Here is an 18,164-nt window from a genome sequence, read left to right on the forward strand (position 1 = left end):
GTGGTCAGTTTGCCGTGGAATCCGTGGTCAGTTTCCCATGGAATCGGTGGTCAGTTTCCGCCGGAATCCGTGGTCAGTTTGGACCGGAATACGCACAAGAATTTGAAGTTGTTTGCGAATCAGAGAGCAACGATGCCATCAAAGAGCTGGTAAAAGATGGTTACGGCATTTCCTTGCTGCCGGAATTCATGGTTCGAAAGGAAATTACAGAAGGTATTTTTTCCGAGATTCTTCTGCGGGAAGCCAAGCTGATGATGTCTTTTTTTCTGATCTATCGCAAACAGGACAACTTATCCAAGTTGCAGCAAGACTTAATCGCATATATATCAGCTTATCCCAAGATGGAGTCTCCCCAATCTCAAAGAACCTGATTTTTTTCAAATCCTGGATTCTTACACAATATCACACGTCAGCGATCAAGAATAAAGAGGAGCAAGCCTCACGTTGACCTTTCTTTTACGCTACTCGTAAACAAAAAGGCACCCATTGCCGTATGGTTCCATCCGGAATGTCCGGGTTCTGGCCGATGAGGCAAAGCCCACAAAGTAATAAAGGGATTTCAGCGTGAAAACTGAAATCCCTTGTCTTATTTTGGAGTATTCTGGTCTGATTAGGAGGCGATAATTCTCTGCGGAAAATCAAATTTCCAGATCCCCAGCTTCATATTCTTCACTGGCGTACATTTTGCTTAATGCCTCTCAGGAGGTGCGTCATGCGTGTCAGTTCCAAGCAATACCTAGAGGCTACGTCACAGCTATCCAACAATGGCGAGACATCCCAGAACGAGTTGTTCGCCAAGCTCGGAGCGCGGAAATGCTTTCGTGACGGGGATACGAACCGGGACGGGGTCATTACCAAGGACGAGGTGAGCCTGTCTGCCGAAGCTTTTGCGCGGCTCGACGCCTCCAAGGACGGCAACGTCACCGAGGAGGAAATAACTGCCGCCATGTCGGGGCGTGGGCAGGACGTCTTTTCCTATTACACTTCAAAGAAAAGCGGGGCCAACTCCCTTGATCTTCTGAGCAATATTCTGGGTGAATCCTCAACAAGCGAGGATACGTCAGCTTCTGGAAAAGCGGCCAAACAGTATATGGCAAGCATGGACGCAAACAAGGACGGCGTTCTGTCCAGGGCTGAGGCGTCCCTATCCGCATCTGCCTTCAGCAACATCGACACCAGTGGCAACGGCACCATTGAAGTGACGGAAATGCAGGCCGCACTCAAGATTCACGAGGCGAAAATTTCCAGTTACTTCTCTTCGCTGGCGGACGGCTCCACCAACTCCACTTTGCAGAAGGAAGTCTGAAGAACTTACTGGCGGGAATAATCGTCAGAAATCAGCAGGTCATACACTACTCGCAGAATCACCCAAATAATTCATGATTATATACAGCAGCATTACATACTAAAATTACAATCAAAGCATGTATGAAGAAACTGCAAAAGTCGTCATCCTTTTGAAGAATGGTGTTCATGACTTTTTATTTATCTCAAAGGAATGGATTCCCGCCTGCGCGGGAATGACACCCAGGCTCTATCGTTACTTTTCTTACATCGCATTCATACATGAAGACACTACAAAATTATTCATTAGTTTAAAGATGTCACTGCAAAAAGTCGTCATCCCCTTGAAAAAGGGGATCCATGCCTTTTTAACTATCTGAAAAGAATGGATTTCGCGCTATTGCCCGACATGGCCCGCCTGCGCGGGAATGACACTCGGGTTCTTTTGCGACTTTTTTGCAGTGTCGTCTGAAATGAATGGATTTTTTGCCATTTACCGACATAGCTTGCCTGCTCGAGAATGATACTTGGGCACTTTCGCTAATTTTTGCAGTGTCGCCATATTTGATATTTGTGGATTTCATGCGAGCAACAAAGGAGCGGAGCAGAACCGAAATCCATCCGGTTCTGCTCCGCTGGTTCATCCTTCATTCTGTCCGATTCACGATCTTCTGCCGTAGTATTCCCGCACTGTGGTGAACTTGGTCATGACAGCGTCCCACATGCGCAGGGCGTCTTCTTTGGCGCTCTCCGGGCAGGTCATTTGAATCTCAACATCGGGTTTTTCCGGATCTTTTGGGACTCCCTGAAATCTCCAAAAAGCGGTCAGCCTGAGCTCGTCGTCATCCTTGTTGCCGCCGACGTACACTTCTTCCAGCCCTTCCATTCCGGCCAGCACGCGTTTCCGTGAACGCAGCACATGCAGTTTCATCCCGTATTTCCTGACCACGCCCGAAATGACGGAGATGCTTTTGGGGAATTCGGAAGTGACAGTGGGAAGAGTGTCGAAGCGCAGATAAATCTTGGGCCGGGATTCGCTGGCGTGCCGTTTGGCCCCAAGGCTCGCCTGCTCATACCAGGTCTTCAGCCCTTCCACCCTGCCCCCGGCCGAAAAGAAGCTGTCCGGAGCCACGTTCTTGTTGCCGAAGCGGTAGTGTTTGAACAGGTTCAGGATTCGTTCTTCCATGTCGAGGCATGCATTGCCAATCGGGTAGAATCGACTTTCCGTCAGACGCAGAATGGCTTCAGGCAGGCCTATGTGTACGTCGATGTTGTGATCGGCAGTTTTACTCCGATAGCAAAAAAGCATTGCCGGGTATCCAAAAAGATGACTGACATCTTCTTCGGCCCAACCACCTTGGCTGGCGGGACCGAGCTTTCCGCCTTCAACATATCGTTCCCAGGCTTTCGTTCTTACCGGCATCCAAACTTCCTTCAGGTACTCTTCACGATCCCGGCCTTTTTTCCAGGCAATTTCCTCGATGGTTATTTTATTGATATTGTGAATGCCTGCGCCCAGTTTCATATCCTTGGGAACAGGGACCATAAAGCGCCCTACGGGGAACATGGTCACGGGACAGGGAGGCAAGTTTGGATTCGGGCCGGCGGTGTCGATGGTCATGTAATGGCATCCTCCAAGAATTAGGGTGAGCAGCAAGATGGACAGGGTCGGGAAAGGGTTCAGCCTCATGTGAACTCCCCTTTCAGCCAGCCAATGCAGAGATTGTGAACGACTCTCTTGACCGCAGCCAGCGCATCACCCTTCCTGTCGACGAAGAACGACGCGTGAACCTCATGATTGACCTGCCCGGTGCAAAGCCTGCATTCCCCGTTCGGTCCGAACCAGATCGGCAGCAGATGCAGGTGCTTGCCCCAGTCATCCACCTCCGGGTCCATGGCCGTTGCGGAACTGAGCGGCACCGTTCCGTCGCCCTGATGGCGGAGAGGGTCGTCCGTCAGGCCGGAAACCTCTTCTCCGGCCGCGGTCATGCGCAGCAGATAGAGGCGCAGACCCTGTTCGCGGATGCGTTTCTGCAGCTTGAAGAGCAATGCGTTGCCGGGAACCACATCGCCCAACGCGCCGTCAGCGTCCCTCCAGCGCACCTCGCCGTATTTCCCGAAACGGTTGAAATCGGGCACGCAGCTCAGATCCTTCAGGTACCGCAGCGGCTCGTCATCGCGTGAATATCTTTCAATTTGCGCGTCCAGGACATGCTGCGTGATATCCCTTGCAAGCCAGCACACTTCGGTGATGGTCGTATGTTCGCCGTTGCTGAAGAGCTGGATCGTGCGCGGATGACTGTATGGTCCGATGAGACTGTGAACTTCCTTGGCGTCCGAGATAAACATTCCCATCTGTTCGCCGATACCGGGATTATTACCACCATTGCCGCTCTTGTTTTCACCGCGAAGGGCCTTTTCAATCGTCTCACCGTCCTCGGCATGCGGCTGAAACCATTCGCCATGGATGAGGCCCCAATAGTCCTTATGGTGGCTTTTGGCGTAGATTTCCTCATACGGATCGTTTTCCGGGTAGGACGTGAACAGTTCCGGGTCGTCCAGGTCCTGGATATGCAACCAGGCCTGATCCCCCCTGTTGTTTAGATAGAACTGGTTGGGCAGGAGCTGCAGGACTCCTGGCGCGTGGGGCATGATGGCGGTCATGTGCGGACCGCTGGGGCCAAGAACCTCGCTGACAACCCTGCCGAGCACGCCTTCCGCTCCCGTGCCCGCTATGGCCCGATGATAGGCGTCCGGCGCTCCGTGCACGGGCTGGGCGCCATGCACGACGCCCAGTACTTTCCTGGCCAATGCTTCCCCGCCCTCTCCGGCCAGGGCATACCGCGTCACCAGTCCACCCATGGAATGGGAAATGATGATGACCCTGTCCGCTTTGATGCCCATGATGAATTCCTGCAGAGCCTTGCCGGAATCTCGGCACGAATCCACCCAGTCAAAGCCGAAGGCATAAACCGGCAAATCCAGAAACACCTTCAGCGGAGTCTTCCAGTCATGCAGGCCGCCGAGCAGTTGTCCGAAAAAGTCCCAGGCCAGGCCGGTCCACCCGCGCTCTTTGGCTTTCGGGTACTTCTTGAATGTTTTCGAATCCCCTCGATCCATGACTTTGCGGCCTTTCTTGATGAGGAGGTTGTAACGCTTCTCCGGGGCACACCAAAAGTACGCGTTTGACATGAAATACAAATCGTCCGGATCCCATACGGGCTCATCGTCCAAATTGCTCAACCGCGACGCCATGACCCCCGGCACCACCACTATGGCCACGGTCTGCCGCTTGACCCGAAAAATATGGGTCCGGTTCACTTCGCAGTTGGAGGCGACGCGGGGCTTGAACATTTCCTGCGGCGTCTTTTCATGGATTCTGGGGCTGACGTATTCATCCTTGGCGCGCTTGATCCTGACCATTTTTTTCATGGCAGCACCTTTCGGCAGGCCGGTTCTTCGTACAGGTTCACGTGGGCTTCGATGTCCTGGCAAAGAAAGTGGTCTATGGTCACATCATTGGTCGGCACGCCCTGCGGATCAAGCCAGACGACATTGTGGACCAGCGACAAGGGCGCGGCGTTTGCCTCGGAGTCCGAAACCGGAAAACATGCAAACAGCTCCAAGCCAACGGCAGGGATGGCAGTCCGCGCCGAATCGGCTGCCAGTTCTTCCTCTCCCTGTGATTCCAGCACAAAGGCGATCCAGTACTCTTTCGGACAGTTCAGACAGATGGGTTCAGCCACGATAACCTCCTTGGGTGCAGATATTGCGCATGGCGGCGACGGCCGCGTCTTCGTTGACGATCCTGGTGGTGAAAGGCTTGAGGCCTGGGAAGGATTCGGTGTCGGGAAAGGATTCCCCGTGGAGCAGGCAGCAGTGGATGAACAGTTCCAGGGCTTGTTCGCTGGACAATCCAAGGGCGAGCCCCCTTTGCACATGGCGGACGGTGAAGGCCAGGAGCGGTTCATCCCCGGGCGGCATGGGCAAAGGCGCATCCGGCGTCGGGCCGCACAGGGAGAAGACGATATTGCGGGCCAGAATCTGGGCGCGGCCTTCCCGGAAGACTTCGGCATGGCGTGCGCCAAACATGTACCACGGGCAGGGATGGACAGGCCGGGGAGCGTCCGGGTTATCGGGGGCATGGTCGATGCGGGCCCAGCCCCCCGCGCTCGTGCGGGTCAGGACCAGCCGCGCCGGACCCAGAAGCAAAGGGGTTTCTTCGGACATGGCGGCGCAGATACGCGCGAGGATGCGCCCATCCCAGATGCGAAAGATGAGATTTTTCCCTTCCGTCTTGACCAGCAGCAAGCTGCGCAGATGGGCCAATACATCTTCGATCGGGGCATCTGAAGCCACGACCATGCCCCAGCCCCTCGGATCGTGTTCTTCGAGCCAGTCCAGGATCAATGAACCGGGCGTCAGGGGAAGAATGCGGGGAGAGAGTTCGTGCATGTGCTCAAGGCGGGAATCAAGGAAGAGCAGCGTCTTTTTCGTTTCGGGTTCCAGGGAGTAGAGTTGCGCAAGGGCATCCGGATGACAGCCGGGGTCCAGAACAAGCCATGCGCTCCAGCCTTTGTTCCGGATTTCTTCAAGCACGGCTTTGGGATCACCAACTTCGCGCACCACTTCATTCATCTGCGATTCATGCATCTTTAGGCTCCTGCTCCATGGGACATTCACTGACGACAGGCTCATCCAGTACACGGGCCTGATCGAAGATCACTTTCTGGCAGAATGGCGCCCGGCCTTCCTCGGGAAGGAGGCTGTCCACAGGCAAAAGCGGCCTCGCCCCCGAACCCGAACCCGGACTTCCGCCGGAGTTGATCCCGACCTTGGCTCCGACAATGGTCACTCCGGAAGGGTCGAGCCTGATGAAGCTGCCCCCGGCCTTGACGGTCAGCTCCGTGCCGGCCTCAAGGACCGCCTTGCTTCCGGCCTTGATGTGGACCTCGCCGCCCGTGCGCAGGAGCCATTTGTCGCTAAAGCGGCTGTGGCTGCTGCCTTTGACCGTCAGGTGGTCGTCGGACAGGAGCTCGATCTTGCGGTCCTTTTCCACCGTCTGCTGGTCCTCGCCCTTCACCACCGAATACGAAAAGTTGTCCACGGTGCGATGCTGGTCATGGAGGATGTGTTCTTTCCAATCGTTCTTGACGTACGCATTCACGTCCTTTTCGGCGTGAACGTAGATCTCCTCCTGCCCCTTCTTGTCCTCGATGCGCATCTCATTGAATCCGCGCGATTCGCCTTCGATTCCCGGTGTGGACATGGACTTGAAGACCGTGCGCGTCTTGTGCTCGGGCAGCGGGTAAGGAACCGGATTTGCGGCGTTGTAGACCCGGCCGGTAACGATGGGCCGGTCCGGATCGCCTTCCAGAAAAGACACGATGACCTCCTGCCCGATCCTCGGGATGGCCATGGTTCCGTACTGCCCTCCGGCCCAGCCCTGGGAGACGCGAATCCAGCAGGTCGTTTTTTCGTCGAAAGCGCCCAGCCGGTCCCAGTGGAACTGCACCTTCACCCGGCCATGCCTGTCCGGAAAGATCTCCTCGCCGCCCGGGCCGGTCACGATGGCGGTCTGGTCGCCGATGACGGGATTCTTGGGATGGTCCGAAGCGGGCATGAAGCGGGTCGAGTCCGGGATGGCCATTAGGCTGGCAAGGTACGTCATGCCTCGGTCCGGGGCCTCGTGCTCCAATACCTGCGGCTGCTCGCCCCGGTGCGTGACGCGCACCGCCCACCAGCGGTCGTTGAGGTCTGGCCTTGGATGCTCGTGAAGCTCGAAGACATGGCCGGGAGTCATTCTGGAAACGTCCGTCGTCGCCTTGATGCGGCGGCTCAGACTGAAGTGGCGCAAAAGCTCAAGGCCCGCGTAACGGTTGCCGTCCTTTTGCAGTTGGTAGAGGTGCGGATAATGGTATTGCTCAAGGGTCATGCCGACGGGGACCGGGGCCTTGAGCGGGTCCGCCTCCAGCTGGCCGACCTCAAGGTTCAGGCGCGTTTTTTCAAAATTCCATTCCCGGAAGGTGCAGGCGTCGCTGCCGATGGTCCGGCGCAGTTCGACGGTTCTGACGGTTGGCGCATCCGTTTCGGTACCCGCTCCGGGATGGAAGCGCAGCAGGCTCTCGCCCCCGATCAGGGGGCCGCCCTCCCGGTCCGAGAAGCAGAGCACGTGGCGGTCCTGGAAATGCTCGAAGTAGAAATAGATGCCCTCCTCCTCGCAGAGCCTTGAGATGAAATGCAGGGCCGTCTCGCCGTATTGCACGCAGTATTCGCGCGGCGCGTAGTCGAAGAAGCACTTGAAGGCGTAGGAATCGCCGGTGAAGTTCTGCTCTTTCAGCACCTGCTCGATGATCCGGGGCACGCTCATGTTCTGGAAGATGCGGTGGTCCGTGACCAGCCCCAGAAACCACAGGCGCGGGACCAGAACGGCCAGGTAGTGGGTGCGGATATTGGCGGTGTGCAGTTGCGTGAAACGGCGGATGACGCCGTTGACATGACGCACGCCGCCGCTTTTGTCGGCGATGCCAAGGCAGGCGGGCCGGCCCAGAAGCTCGGCAAAATCAAGACACGCCGAATCGTGGACCAGTTCGATTTCGAATTCGTAGGGTTTGTGGACTTCTTCGGTGCCGGAAAAGGCGTAGACACGCAGATCGGAATGGGCGGGAGTGTCGAATGTGAACCACGGGCTGTTTGCTGACGGATGCGGCATGGATTCTCCTTGTGTAACGGTAAACGGCGGGCTTTTTCATACCAGTTTGCCAGCGATTACCGCGTCGCACATTGGGGAGAATGTGTAGTTTTTTTCGATAATTATGGGGATTGAGAATGAAGAGGCATGGTTCCGGAAGAGTGCTCTTTTCCGGCACGTGGGGAGGTTATCCGGGAAATGATCGAAGGGCGCAGGGCGCGTGGAAGGGCACGCTCAAAAAGCGCAAAGACCGATGATTTGCGCTTTGTCACGAATGCAGGGCAATAAAGAGGGGCGGGCCGAGTTTTTTCAGATGAGCTTTTCAACCGCCCGCATCAACTCGGAACTGTCGTACGATTTGACCAGATAGGCGTCGGCGGCGATGGATTTGAGGTCGAAGCGGAAGCTGTCGTAGGCCGTGCACAGGATGATGGGCAGCGTGGCGTGCCTGCAACGGATGATCTGAAGCATGTCGAGTCCCGACCTGCTCTCAAGTTTGATATCAAGAATGATCAGGTCGGGCTTGTGATCCTCGACCAGTTTCAGCGGATCTTCGCTCCCGTCCGAAAGTGCGACATCATAGCCCAGGGCACGAAGTTCCTCGGCATAAAGCATTCGCACATGCTCTTCGTCGTCAATCACCAAAACCGTCTTCCGATCCATAAGAGCCTCCCCATCGTCAAATTTTCCACTTCATAGCAGACTTTATCCGACCTTGGGAAGATTCTCCTGTTCAAAAATCAATTCCGCAGCAATTTTGGCACGGATCGGCAAAATTGGTCCTGCCGCCCCTGCTGCCTGCTGAAAATTCGATGGAAGCAAAATCCGATAAAAGGCAGCCACAAAACACAGGTGCCGCCCGAAGGCGGCACCTGCCCGACAAAGCTCGCGCGCCCTTATTCCTGCATTTCGAAAATTGCGTCCAATTCGGAAACAAAGGGCTTCACCGTGTCCTGATCTTGCGGCGACGCAGTGAGCACCTTCTCCATTTCCGCCATGCTCGTCTGCATCTGGGCAATCATCTGGGTCTTGTACTCGGCCGGGATGTCCTTGTTCCCCTCGATCTCGGCGATGGATTGCCGCATCTGACCCATGACATCCTGTCCATCCTTGCCGAGTCGTACGGCCATGTAAGCCTGGGTCACCTGCTGCGAGACCGTGGACCAGGTGTTGAAGTCAAACCCGTGCTTTCCGAGAATGGCCTCCACATCGCGCTGTTCCTTGAGGCCCTGGGCCCAATCGGTCACGACCTGAGCGGTGCTCGCAGAATCACCGTCGTCTCCGCTCTCTTCGGCATACTGATCGAAATACGGCTTGAGTTCCTGCATGGAGGCAATAAAACCCTGCACGTCACTCGCAGTCAGCCCGGAACACCACGCGTTTGAGGAAACACACAACATCATCATGAAAAGCCCCGCCACACGCACCAATTTCATACTCCCTCCTCGAAGAACGATTAGTAATGCATAATCTATTTTCCGCGCCCCTCATCTCTTTATTGCGCTTTCGTGGCAATATATTTATGTCAGCGCGAACTCAAGGGGCTGGAAAGATCCAGCGCCGAATCTCCAAAAGACAACACTGGAGGCTGTCATGAATCCCAAGGAACTTCTATACGCAAAATCCCATGAATGGGTCAAAATCGAAGGCGACGAGGCCGTGGTCGGCATCAGCCATTTTGCCCAGGAACAGCTCGGTGACCTGACCTTCGTCGAACTCCCCCAGCCCGGCGACCAGGCCGAGGCCGGTGCCGAGATCGGAACCGTCGAATCGGTCAAGGCCGCCAGCGAAATATACTCCCCGGTCAGCGGAGAGATCACCGCTGTCAACACGGAACTGGAAAACGCGCCCGAGCTGGTCAACAAGGATGCATTCGGCGCAGGCTGGCTGTTCAAGGTCCGCCTTGCCTCCGCTCCCGAAGGACTCCTGGACGCCGACGCCTACGCAGCCCTGTGCGCCGCCGAAGCGCACTAACCCTTATCATCGAGGCTGCCCTTCCGCTGCGCGAACGTTCACCCTTTTCCGCCTGAACTCATCGCCTCCGGCCGGATGGACGCAGCCCATCATCCGGAGGCGACATGCCCTTCATACCGCATACACCTGCCGAACAGAGCGAGATGCTGGCCACCGTCGGCGTGGACAGCATGGAAGCCCTGTTCGAGGACATTCCGAAAAAATTCCGGGCCGCTGAACTGAACCTGCCCCGGGGCCTCAGCGAAATGGAAGTCCGCCAGAAGCTCGAAAAGACGGCGGCCAAAAACCACACGGATCTGACCTCTTTCCTGGGGGCCGGATTCTACGATCACTACATCCCAAGCGCCGTGGACGCGCTCTGCAGCCGGGGCGAATTCTACACCGCCTACACCCCCTACCAGGCCGAAGCCTCCCAGGGCATGTTGCAGGCAATATTCGAATATCAGACCGCGGTGGCCCGTCTTCTGGACCTGCAGTACGCCAACGCTTCCCTCTATGACGGCGGAACGGCGCTCTACGAAGCGATCATGATGGCCGTGCGTCAGAACAAACGCACACGCATCGTCATCTCCGAGAGCGTGAACCCCATCTACCGGGTCATGCTCGACAGCTACACCACGAACCTGAAGCTCGATCTGGTGACCATCCCTCACCAAAACTGCAAAACGGACGTGGACGCACTCCTTGCCGCCCTGAACGACGACACGGCGGCGGTCATCGTCCAGAATCCCAACTTCTTCGGCACGATCCAGGATTTCACGGCCCTTTTCACCAAGGCCCGCGAACACAAGATCGTCTCCATCATCTCGACCTACCCGATCATGCAGTCCCTGCTCAAGACTCCTGGCGAAATGGGCGCGGACATCGCCGTGGCCGAGGGCCAGAGCCTCGGGCTGCCGCTCAGTTTCGGCGGACCGTACCTTGGCATCATGGCCTGCAACAAGCAGCTCATCCGCCAGATGCCCGGCCGCATCGTCGGCCGCACCGTGGACAAGACCGGCAAGACCGGCTTCGTGCTGACCCTGCAAGCCAGGGAGCAGCATATCCGCCGCGAGAAGGCCACCTCCAACATCTGCTCCAACCAGGCCCTGTGCGCCCTGCGCGCGCTCATGTACATGAGCCTCCTGGGGCCCGAAGGCCTGAAGCGCACGGCCCAGGTCGGCATGGAACGCGCCAATTACGCGGCCCGGCGTCTGGAGCAGCTGCCCGGAGTGCGCGTGGTCAACCAGCCCTTCGGCAACGAATTCACCGTGGAGCTTCCCGTGCGCGCCTACGAGGTCATCGACAAGCTCCTGGTCGCCAAATACGTCCCCGGATTCCCGCTGGGCCGCTACTATCAGGGCATGGACAACCACCTTCTGGTGGCCTGCACCGAAAAAACCACACAGCAGAGCGTCGGCATCCTGGCCGAATTGATTGGAGGTGCCCTGTGAAAACCATGTTCTCCGATTCCGCCAAGGGCAGAACCGGCGTGTGGCCCGACGCCCCCAAGGGGAATCCGTCGTCCACCATCCCGGACGAACTGCTGCGCGGCTGCGCCCCGAAACTCCCTGAACTGTCCGAAATAGACGTCATCCGTCATTTCACCCGGCTTTCGCGCCTCAATTACAGCGTGGACAGCAATTTCTATCCCCTCGGGTCGTGCACCATGAAGTACAACCCGAAATTCACCGAGGCCGTGGCCGCCCAGCCCGGGTTCACCTCCGTGCACCCGCTCATTCCACAGCTCAAGGGAGCCGGAAACATGACCCAGGGCGCCCTTGAAGTACTCTACGAGACCGAGCAGCTGCTGGCAGAGATCACCGGCATGGACGCCTTCACCCTGCAACCCATGGCCGGAGCCCACGGCGAGCTGACCGGGGTCATGCTCATGGCCGCCTATCACAACGACAAGGGCAACAAGAAGACCAAGATCATCGTGCCCGACTCGGCCCACGGCACCAACCCCGCCTCGGCGGCCATCGCCGGGTACGATGTCGTCTCCATCGAATCCAAGAACGGGATGATCGACCCCGACGAGCTGGAAAAGGTCCTGGACGACGAGGTCGCGGGCCTGATGATGACCTGCCCCAACACCCTGGGGCTCTTCGAGTGCGGCCTGGAACGCATCGTCAAGCTGGTCCACGGCGTGGACGGACTGCTCTACTACGACGGCGCGAACCTGAACGCCATCATGGGCAAGATGCGTGTCGGCGACGTGGGCTTCGACGTCGTGCACCTGAACCTGCACAAGACCTTCGCCACCCCCCACGGCGGCGGCGGACCCGGCTCCGGCCCCGTGGGCGTAAGCAAGCGTCTGGTGGACTATCTGCCCGTTTCGCGCGTGGTGAAGCTCGAAGACGGCCAATACTACCTGAACTACGACTATCCCAAATCCATCGGGTACATCGCGCCCTTCTACGGCAACTTCGGGGTCATCCTCAAAGCCTACGCGTACATCCTGCGCCTGGGCCGCGAAGGCATCGTGCGCGCCTCCGAGAACGCGGTCCTGGCCGCCAACTACATGCGCAAGCGTCTGGAGGATCATCTTGAAATCCCCCACGACCGCATCTGCATGCACGAGTTCGTGGCCTCGGCCGCGAAACAGTCCGAAAAGGGCGTGCGCGCCCTGGATCTGGCCAAGGCACTGCTCGACAAGGGACACTACGCCCCGACCATCTACTTTCCGCTCATCGTCAAGGAATGCCTGATGTTCGAGCCCACGGAGACGGAAAGCAAGGAAACCCTTGATGGATTCGTCGATGACCTGATCGAGATACTCGAACGTGTCGATACCGATCCGCAATCAATTCAAAACGCTCCCGTGACCACTCCAGTGGAGCGCCTCGACGAGGTCCGCGCAGCCAGAAGCATGGAGCTTGTGGACGACGCCGGACTCTGATTCCATTCCATTCGCCATGAAAAAAGCCTCCGCCATCGGAGGCTTTTTTCATGGCGTTGCATAATGATCCATTCTATATTTCAGACAATTTTACGATGCATATGATGCATGATAAAATTCATTGCAATCACGCACCCGCGTGCTTAAGGAAATTCCACATATTTTCTTTTCTCACGGGGTAATCATGTCATACATTTTCGTAGTACCAGCACTGCTTGCTTTTGCAGCGCTCATGTATTTTTATGTGTCGCGCAAGCCGGAATTGGAACCCATCGTCGGCGAGGACCATGATCCCGTAAAGATAAACCCGATCGTCACTGAGCCAAATACATTCAATGAGTGGGAATCGGTGTTGATCCGCGCCCTGGATCACATCTACTCCGGTACGCCGTCCACCACCGGCAACCAGATGACCCACGTCTACGAACCGCCTTCGGCGCTGGCTCAAACCGCCATCACGAATCTGGTCAAGGCCTTCGACAAGGTCGGCACCCTGCATTCCTCCCTGGCCGCCATCGACAAGCCCGGCGTCAGCATGAAGGAACTCGGCGATCTGGTCACCCGCGACCCACTGCTCTCCTCGCGCGTGCTGAAAACCATCAATTCCCCGTTTTTCCGCGTGGCCACGGATGTCAAATCCATCCACACGGCCGTGAACATCCTGGGCCTGACCAATCTGAAAAACCTCATCGCCTTTGGGGTCATGCCCTATTCGCTGTACAAGCATCCCGAACATCAGCGCATGTTCAAAAGCATCTGGCAGCACATGAACTCCACCGCCATCGCCGCCTCATACATGGCCAGGGCCAGGCAGGACCTGGACAGCGGCGCCCTGTACACGGCGGGGCTGATGCACGACATCGGCAAGCTCGTGCTCATCCTGCTGGTCAAGGATCCCGAGGAGGGTGAAGTATATCCCCAAACCCTGGACCGTGAATACGAGCGCCTCATGGCCACCCATATCCAGGCCGCCCAGATCATGGCCAGGAGCGGCGGCATACCGGATCAGCTACGCACCCTGGTCCTGAGCCATCACCTCCCCGGCCTGCTGCCGGTTTCACAGCTCGAATGCGACGGGCAACAGGCCAAGAGCATGACCGTGCTTTTCCTGGCCAACCAGGTGGCCAAGCTCATTTCGCCGCACGGCACCCTGCTCGACGACGTCCGCAGGCTCGACCAGCTCGACCCCAGCTTCCGCGAGATCGTCTCGAAACAGGAAGCCCGGGAAATCCTGCTGAGTCCCGGGCTGATAGATGACGTCATGAACAACGTGCGCCTGGTGCAGGCGACCCTGAACTAGACCTGCGCTGCTTTTATCGACTGCCGGAACTTGTGACGTCCGGCAGTCATTTTTTTTGATCCAGGGTCCGCACCAGCCGCCACGCCATGAACCCGAGCAGAACCACCCCCAGGCCAAGCACCGCCCAAAGCACAAATGCGGCATGATTGGATTCCGGCAACAGACGGTCCTCGCCGCCCAGAACAACCGGCGCCGCGATCACGGCCGTACCCAGCCGCAGCGTCCCGATCTTCTTGTCGCCCAGCATGGCGGCGAGCATGTCGGGGCCGCGTTTGGCGGAACGGCTGCCCACGGCCAGGGTGAAGGGTCCGGGTCCTTGCGGCATGAAGACAAGCTCGTGAGGCAGCCACCCGACGCGCAAAGGCACCGGCGCGCCCTGCATCACGATCCGCAAACGCTCATGCGGGCCATGCAGCGCAAGGCCCGGACCTGCCAGCGACTGCCCGTCAACGGTCAGGCGGAATAACGCTCCCGCCGCGACCTGACGCCAGTCGTCTTTCAAGGGCGAGAGCACTTTCACGCCCAGCACCGCATTCTCCACGTCCCCCAGATCCAGCACATCCACAGGCAAGGCAGGCGGCAAGATATACTCGTACGTACCTTCCTCGATCAGTTCGCCGGTCAAGGGCAGGAAGCGACGGGTCAAACCCGCATCACCGCTGACTTTGCGTGCATGGGCCCCAGTCAGAAGGGAAAGGTCGGCCGGACCGGTCAGCAGATAATATTTCCAGCGTTTGCCATGGAGCATGACCCTGTCCTGCAGGATGCGCCCGTTCTCGTGCTCCATGAAGGCCAGCACCGCGCTTCCGGACGGACGCCAGGAAAACAGGTCGTCACTGCCGCGCACCTCGACACGAAGGAAGGCCGACGACGAGGTCCCGGCCTCGAAACGCAGCGCGACGAGGTCTTCGGTGATGGCGGAAGCGTCGAGCAGCAGGGCCTGCTCCGTCTCCGGGGGAAGCGCGGACATGCGGGTCTCGAGCACGGCCCCTTGATCGGAGGTGCGCACCTGCATACGAAAATCGTAATCCTGGACGCCCTCACTCCCGCCCGCGACCCTGAACAATGGCAGAGGCTGTTCCTGCGCAGCGGCAGGCAGTACCTGAATGCGGCGCAGGTGCATGGGCACCTCGGCACCCTCGGCATTGAACACGCGCAGATCAGCCAGATCGGCGCGCACGCTGGCATTGTAGACTTCAAAGGGCAGTTCCAGGCGTTGCAGGGCGAAATCCGCCTGCGTTTCCAGAAGGTAGCCCCGGGCAAAATCCATGGGCGAGGCGGCCTGAGCGGAAAAAGGCGCAAGCAGAACCAGCAGCACAATGAACATCATGATTTTCCCCCCTTGGGCGGCAACGGACAGAAATAGCCCACCACAAGCATGAGCAGTCCCACCCCCAGAAACGAGACAATGCGCGCCACGGTGCCACGCCCGTCCAGATCGATCAGAAAAAGCTTGCCGACCACGACCGCCAGCAGACCGGCCCCGGCCAGCCATGATTGCCGCAAGGCACGCCTGCGGCCAAGGAGCATGGCCCCCAGCGCCGCCAGGGACCAGAGCACCGAATAGGCCGCCTGCAACACGTCGGAGCGGAACATGGCGTCCAGGGCATAGGGCACATCGCCAAGAAAATGCACCGTCCTGGCCACGACCACGTTCATCCAGACAAAGGCCCAAGCGCCCAGGATGGCAGGCAAAAAGCGCCCGGCATGGCTGACACCCGGCAGGTCGTGCATGGCCGACTTGCGCGCCCAGAACGCAACGGTGACCAGCACCAGCGCCTGGGTCAGATCGAGGGGGTTCAGGATCGGAACATACGGCAAGGGGCGAGGGTTGCCGCTGACAAAGCAGGCCCCGATCCACCACAGGGCCAGAAACGCCGCAAGAGCCCCACCGGCGCGGAGATACGCGGCGAAATGCCTGCGCAGAGGCCAGTCCAGGCGCGGGAAAACGATGACAATGAGCAGCAGGACTCCGGTCACGGCCGCTGCGGCATCGGCCCAGCTTCCGCTTTGAACGATATGGATGAGCACCTGCCTGTGCGCTTCACGCAGGGCCAGCACCGCGACCAGAATCGCGCTGAGCGTATGTACCCAGCCGCGCACCCGCGCGTCCCAGCTCTCTTCCAGGGCAAAAAGCATCCCGAATTGGGCAAGCAGGGCCAGCGGCCAGCCAATCCATCCCCAGTCCGCCGCAGGATGACCGCTCCACAGCACGGCGCTGCAAAGCAGCAGCACCACCGTGAACTGCGCCAGATGACGGGGCATGAACCACAAGGTCCGCCTGTGCATCACGGCCCAGACGCCAAGAGTGCCCAGGGTCGCCGCCAGGAAAATCGGATCCGGATGCACCTGCTCCCCGGCCCAGAAAAACCAGGTCCCATACCACCACGCGGCGCCCCACAGCCCCATGGCCAGAGGCAAGGGTTCCTCGCGGGACAGCCGGGCCTCCGGGCAGGCCCAGTAGGACCAGCTCGAAAAAAAGCCCCCAAGCCCCAGAAAGAGACCGGCCAGGAGATGCCCTTCGTTCAAATGAAGGGACCACAGGGACAGCGAGGCGGCAAAGGCCACGGCCGCCCCGATCTGCAGCAGCAGACCGAAAATCCTGGTGATGAGCCTTTTTTGTCGCAAACCAAGCCAGATCATCCCCGCGCCTTCAAGGGCCCAGGTTGACGCGGTCCATGACGCATCCAGAGCCATGGGCACGGCCAGGGAAAGAAAGATCACCCCCAGGGCGAGATGGGCTTCGGCCAGGAGCCCAAGGCCGCCGCTCCTCTTCCACATCAGCTTCAGGGGCAGGATGTACCACAGCGCAAGGCCCAGACAACTGAAAGCCCCGCCCATTTCCATGTCCCGCACCAGGGCCATTTGCAGGCCAAAGGCCGCCAGCGGCAGACCGAAGACCAGCGCGCTGTCGAGCCGGGTACGCCCCTGCTCGCTGTTTGCGCGGGCGAAGAGGATGGAGACGGTCCCGTACATGAGGAAAAAGAGGATCAGGAAGGGTTCGGTGGTTGCAAAGTATTCCGGGGCGTAGAACCGGGCTCCCCACAGCGCCCCGATGCCAAAGGTGCAGGCGAACCCGAGCAGGTTGAGCACCCGCCACGTCCTGTACCAGGCGACGCCGAGCACGCCGAGGTTGAGCAAGGCATAGTAGCCGAAGAGCTGCACATGGCTGCCCTGTCCCGTGGACAGCAGGATGGGAGCCAGAAAGCCTCCCGCCGCGCCGAACACGGCCAGGGCCGAGGCGTTCTGCAGCACGGCCAGGATTCCGGAAAAGACAACCACCGCGCACATGAGGATCAGAGCCCAAAGCGGCGGGATCATGTCCAAAAACCGGGCTGCCGCGAAAATGGTCAGATACAGCACCCCAACGCCCCCGCCCTGCACCAGCAAGGCGTAAACGGGATTGCCGTGCCGCAACCGCCAGCCCAGGGCCAGCAAGGCAACGCCCAGCATTCCGGCCCCGGCCATGCGCAGCTCCACCGGCAGCAGGCTGTGATCGGAAGCGTACTTGAGCAGGAAGGAAACACCGAAGAAAAGCACGACAAGCCCGACCTTGACCACCGGATTCCCGCCGGTGATCCAGGCCACGGCGTGGGACCAGACGGTGGCGAGCCACTCCGGAGCCGCAGGCTTCGCTTCGCGAACCGTCTGCGACGGGGCTGCGGGCGAGATTTCTTCCTGGTCTGAAAAAGTGAAGTTCTCGCCGGGATCCGCCCCTTCGTTCCATCCGAATACGGCCTCATCATCGGTAGGGGCGGCAAATTGCCGCCCGCTTCCGCTCCGAGCGGAAGCAGTCGTCGCACCGGCATGTGCCGTGGCCTTCTGTTCCCGGAATTGTGCACGGAGCAGTTTTTCCAGTTCCCTTATTTTTCTGTCCTGCGCGGCAATCCGGGACGCAAGGACAAAGCAGACCACGCCCAGGACCGGAAGAACAAGCAGGACCGGACTGCGCCACCAGTCGTCAAGAGCGCCGAGAAAGGAAAGCAAAATCAGGATGCCAAGGACAATGCGCACAAACACCTCCATGCCGGCCG

General features: G+C 58.7%; 15 protein-coding genes. 6 read left to right on the plus strand and 9 right to left on the minus strand.

The window, feature by feature from the left end; all coding sequences use genetic code 11:
• On the plus strand, positions 1–371 hold a 371-nt coding region (locus H4684_RS10125), incomplete at its 5' end, for a LysR substrate-binding domain-containing protein (RefSeq protein WP_192623636.1).
• A 341-nt stretch (positions 372–712) separates the two neighbouring features.
• Positions 713–1,306 (plus strand): EF-hand domain-containing protein, encoded by a 594-nt coding sequence (locus H4684_RS10130; RefSeq protein WP_192623637.1) that lies wholly within the window; start codon positions 713–715, stop codon positions 1,304–1,306.
• A 639-nt stretch (positions 1,307–1,945) separates the two neighbouring features.
• On the opposite strand, the gene H4684_RS10135 is transcribed toward H4684_RS10130, so the two are convergent.
• From H4684_RS10135 to H4684_RS10165, 7 genes are all read right to left on the minus strand, one after another.
• Positions 1,946–2,974, minus strand: coding sequence for a T6SS immunity protein Tli4 family protein (locus H4684_RS10135; protein ID WP_192623638.1), 1,029 nt, complete (start codon positions 2,972–2,974; stop codon positions 1,946–1,948).
• Positions 2,971–4,716, minus strand: a complete 1,746-nt coding sequence (locus H4684_RS10140; protein WP_192623639.1) for an esterase/lipase family protein — start codon at positions 4,714–4,716, stop codon at positions 2,971–2,973. The genes H4684_RS10135 and H4684_RS10140 overlap by 4 nt, the downstream gene beginning before the upstream one ends.
• A complete protein-coding gene (locus tag H4684_RS10145; protein ID WP_192623640.1) occupies positions 4,713–5,030 on the minus strand; it encodes a hypothetical protein in 318 nt (105 codons plus the stop codon). Before H4684_RS10145 ends, H4684_RS10140 begins: the two co-directional genes overlap by 4 nt.
• Entirely contained in the window at positions 5,023–5,937 is a 915-nt protein-coding gene (locus tag H4684_RS10150; RefSeq protein WP_192623641.1) for a DUF4123 domain-containing protein, read from the minus strand. Before H4684_RS10150 ends, H4684_RS10145 begins: the two co-directional genes overlap by 8 nt.
• Positions 5,930–7,996 carry a type VI secretion system Vgr family protein gene (locus H4684_RS10155; RefSeq protein ID WP_192623642.1) on the minus strand — a complete coding sequence of 689 codons (2,067 nt, stop codon included), beginning with the start codon at positions 7,994–7,996 and terminating at the stop codon, positions 5,930–5,932. The genes H4684_RS10150 and H4684_RS10155 overlap by 8 nt, the downstream gene beginning before the upstream one ends.
• Before the next feature lie 288 nt (positions 7,997–8,284).
• Entirely contained in the window at positions 8,285–8,638 is a 354-nt protein-coding gene (locus H4684_RS10160; RefSeq protein WP_192623643.1) for a response regulator, read from the minus strand.
• Positions 8,639–8,871: 233 nt separating this feature from the next.
• Positions 8,872–9,411 carry a hypothetical protein gene (locus H4684_RS10165; protein ID WP_192623644.1) on the minus strand — a complete coding sequence of 180 codons (540 nt, stop codon included), beginning with the start codon at positions 9,409–9,411 and terminating at the stop codon, positions 8,872–8,874.
• A gap of 157 nt (positions 9,412–9,568) precedes the next feature.
• Here H4684_RS10165 and gcvH point away from each other — a divergent pair, with 157 nt between their 5' ends.
• The 4 genes from gcvH (at position 9,569) to H4684_RS10185 (ending at position 14,130) form a co-directional block, all read left to right on the plus strand.
• Positions 9,569–9,949: a glycine cleavage system protein GcvH gene (gene gcvH, locus H4684_RS10170; RefSeq protein WP_092193150.1), complete on the plus strand. Its 381-nt coding sequence runs from the start codon at positions 9,569–9,571 to the stop codon at positions 9,947–9,949.
• Between the two features lie 104 nt (positions 9,950–10,053).
• Positions 10,054–11,382, plus strand: a complete 1,329-nt coding sequence (gene gcvPA, locus H4684_RS10175; protein ID WP_092379569.1) for an aminomethyl-transferring glycine dehydrogenase subunit GcvPA — start codon at positions 10,054–10,056, stop codon at positions 11,380–11,382.
• Positions 11,379–12,830, plus strand: coding sequence for an aminomethyl-transferring glycine dehydrogenase subunit GcvPB (gene gcvPB, locus H4684_RS10180; protein ID WP_192623645.1), 1,452 nt, complete (start codon positions 11,379–11,381; stop codon positions 12,828–12,830). The genes gcvPA and gcvPB overlap by 4 nt, the downstream gene beginning before the upstream one ends.
• Positions 12,831–13,014: 184 nt before the next feature.
• On the plus strand, positions 13,015–14,130 hold the full coding sequence (locus H4684_RS10185; protein ID WP_192623646.1) for an HDOD domain-containing protein: 1,116 nt from the start codon (positions 13,015–13,017) through the stop codon (positions 14,128–14,130).
• 46 nt (positions 14,131–14,176) lie between these two features.
• Here the strand turns inward: H4684_RS10185 and H4684_RS10190 are convergent, their stop codons facing one another.
• Positions 14,177–15,460 (minus strand): DUF3999 domain-containing protein, encoded by a 1,284-nt coding sequence (locus H4684_RS10190; RefSeq protein WP_192623647.1) that lies wholly within the window; start codon positions 15,458–15,460, stop codon positions 14,177–14,179.
• A complete protein-coding gene (locus H4684_RS10195) occupies positions 15,457–18,144 on the minus strand; it encodes a DUF2339 domain-containing protein (RefSeq protein ID WP_192623648.1) in 2,688 nt (895 codons plus the stop codon). The genes H4684_RS10190 and H4684_RS10195 overlap by 4 nt, the downstream gene beginning before the upstream one ends.
• Positions 18,145–18,164: the final 20 nt, after the last annotated feature.

Source organism: Desulfomicrobium macestii (genome assembly GCF_014873765.1).
GTDB lineage: Bacteria > Desulfobacterota > Desulfovibrionia > Desulfovibrionales > Desulfomicrobiaceae > Desulfomicrobium > Desulfomicrobium macestii.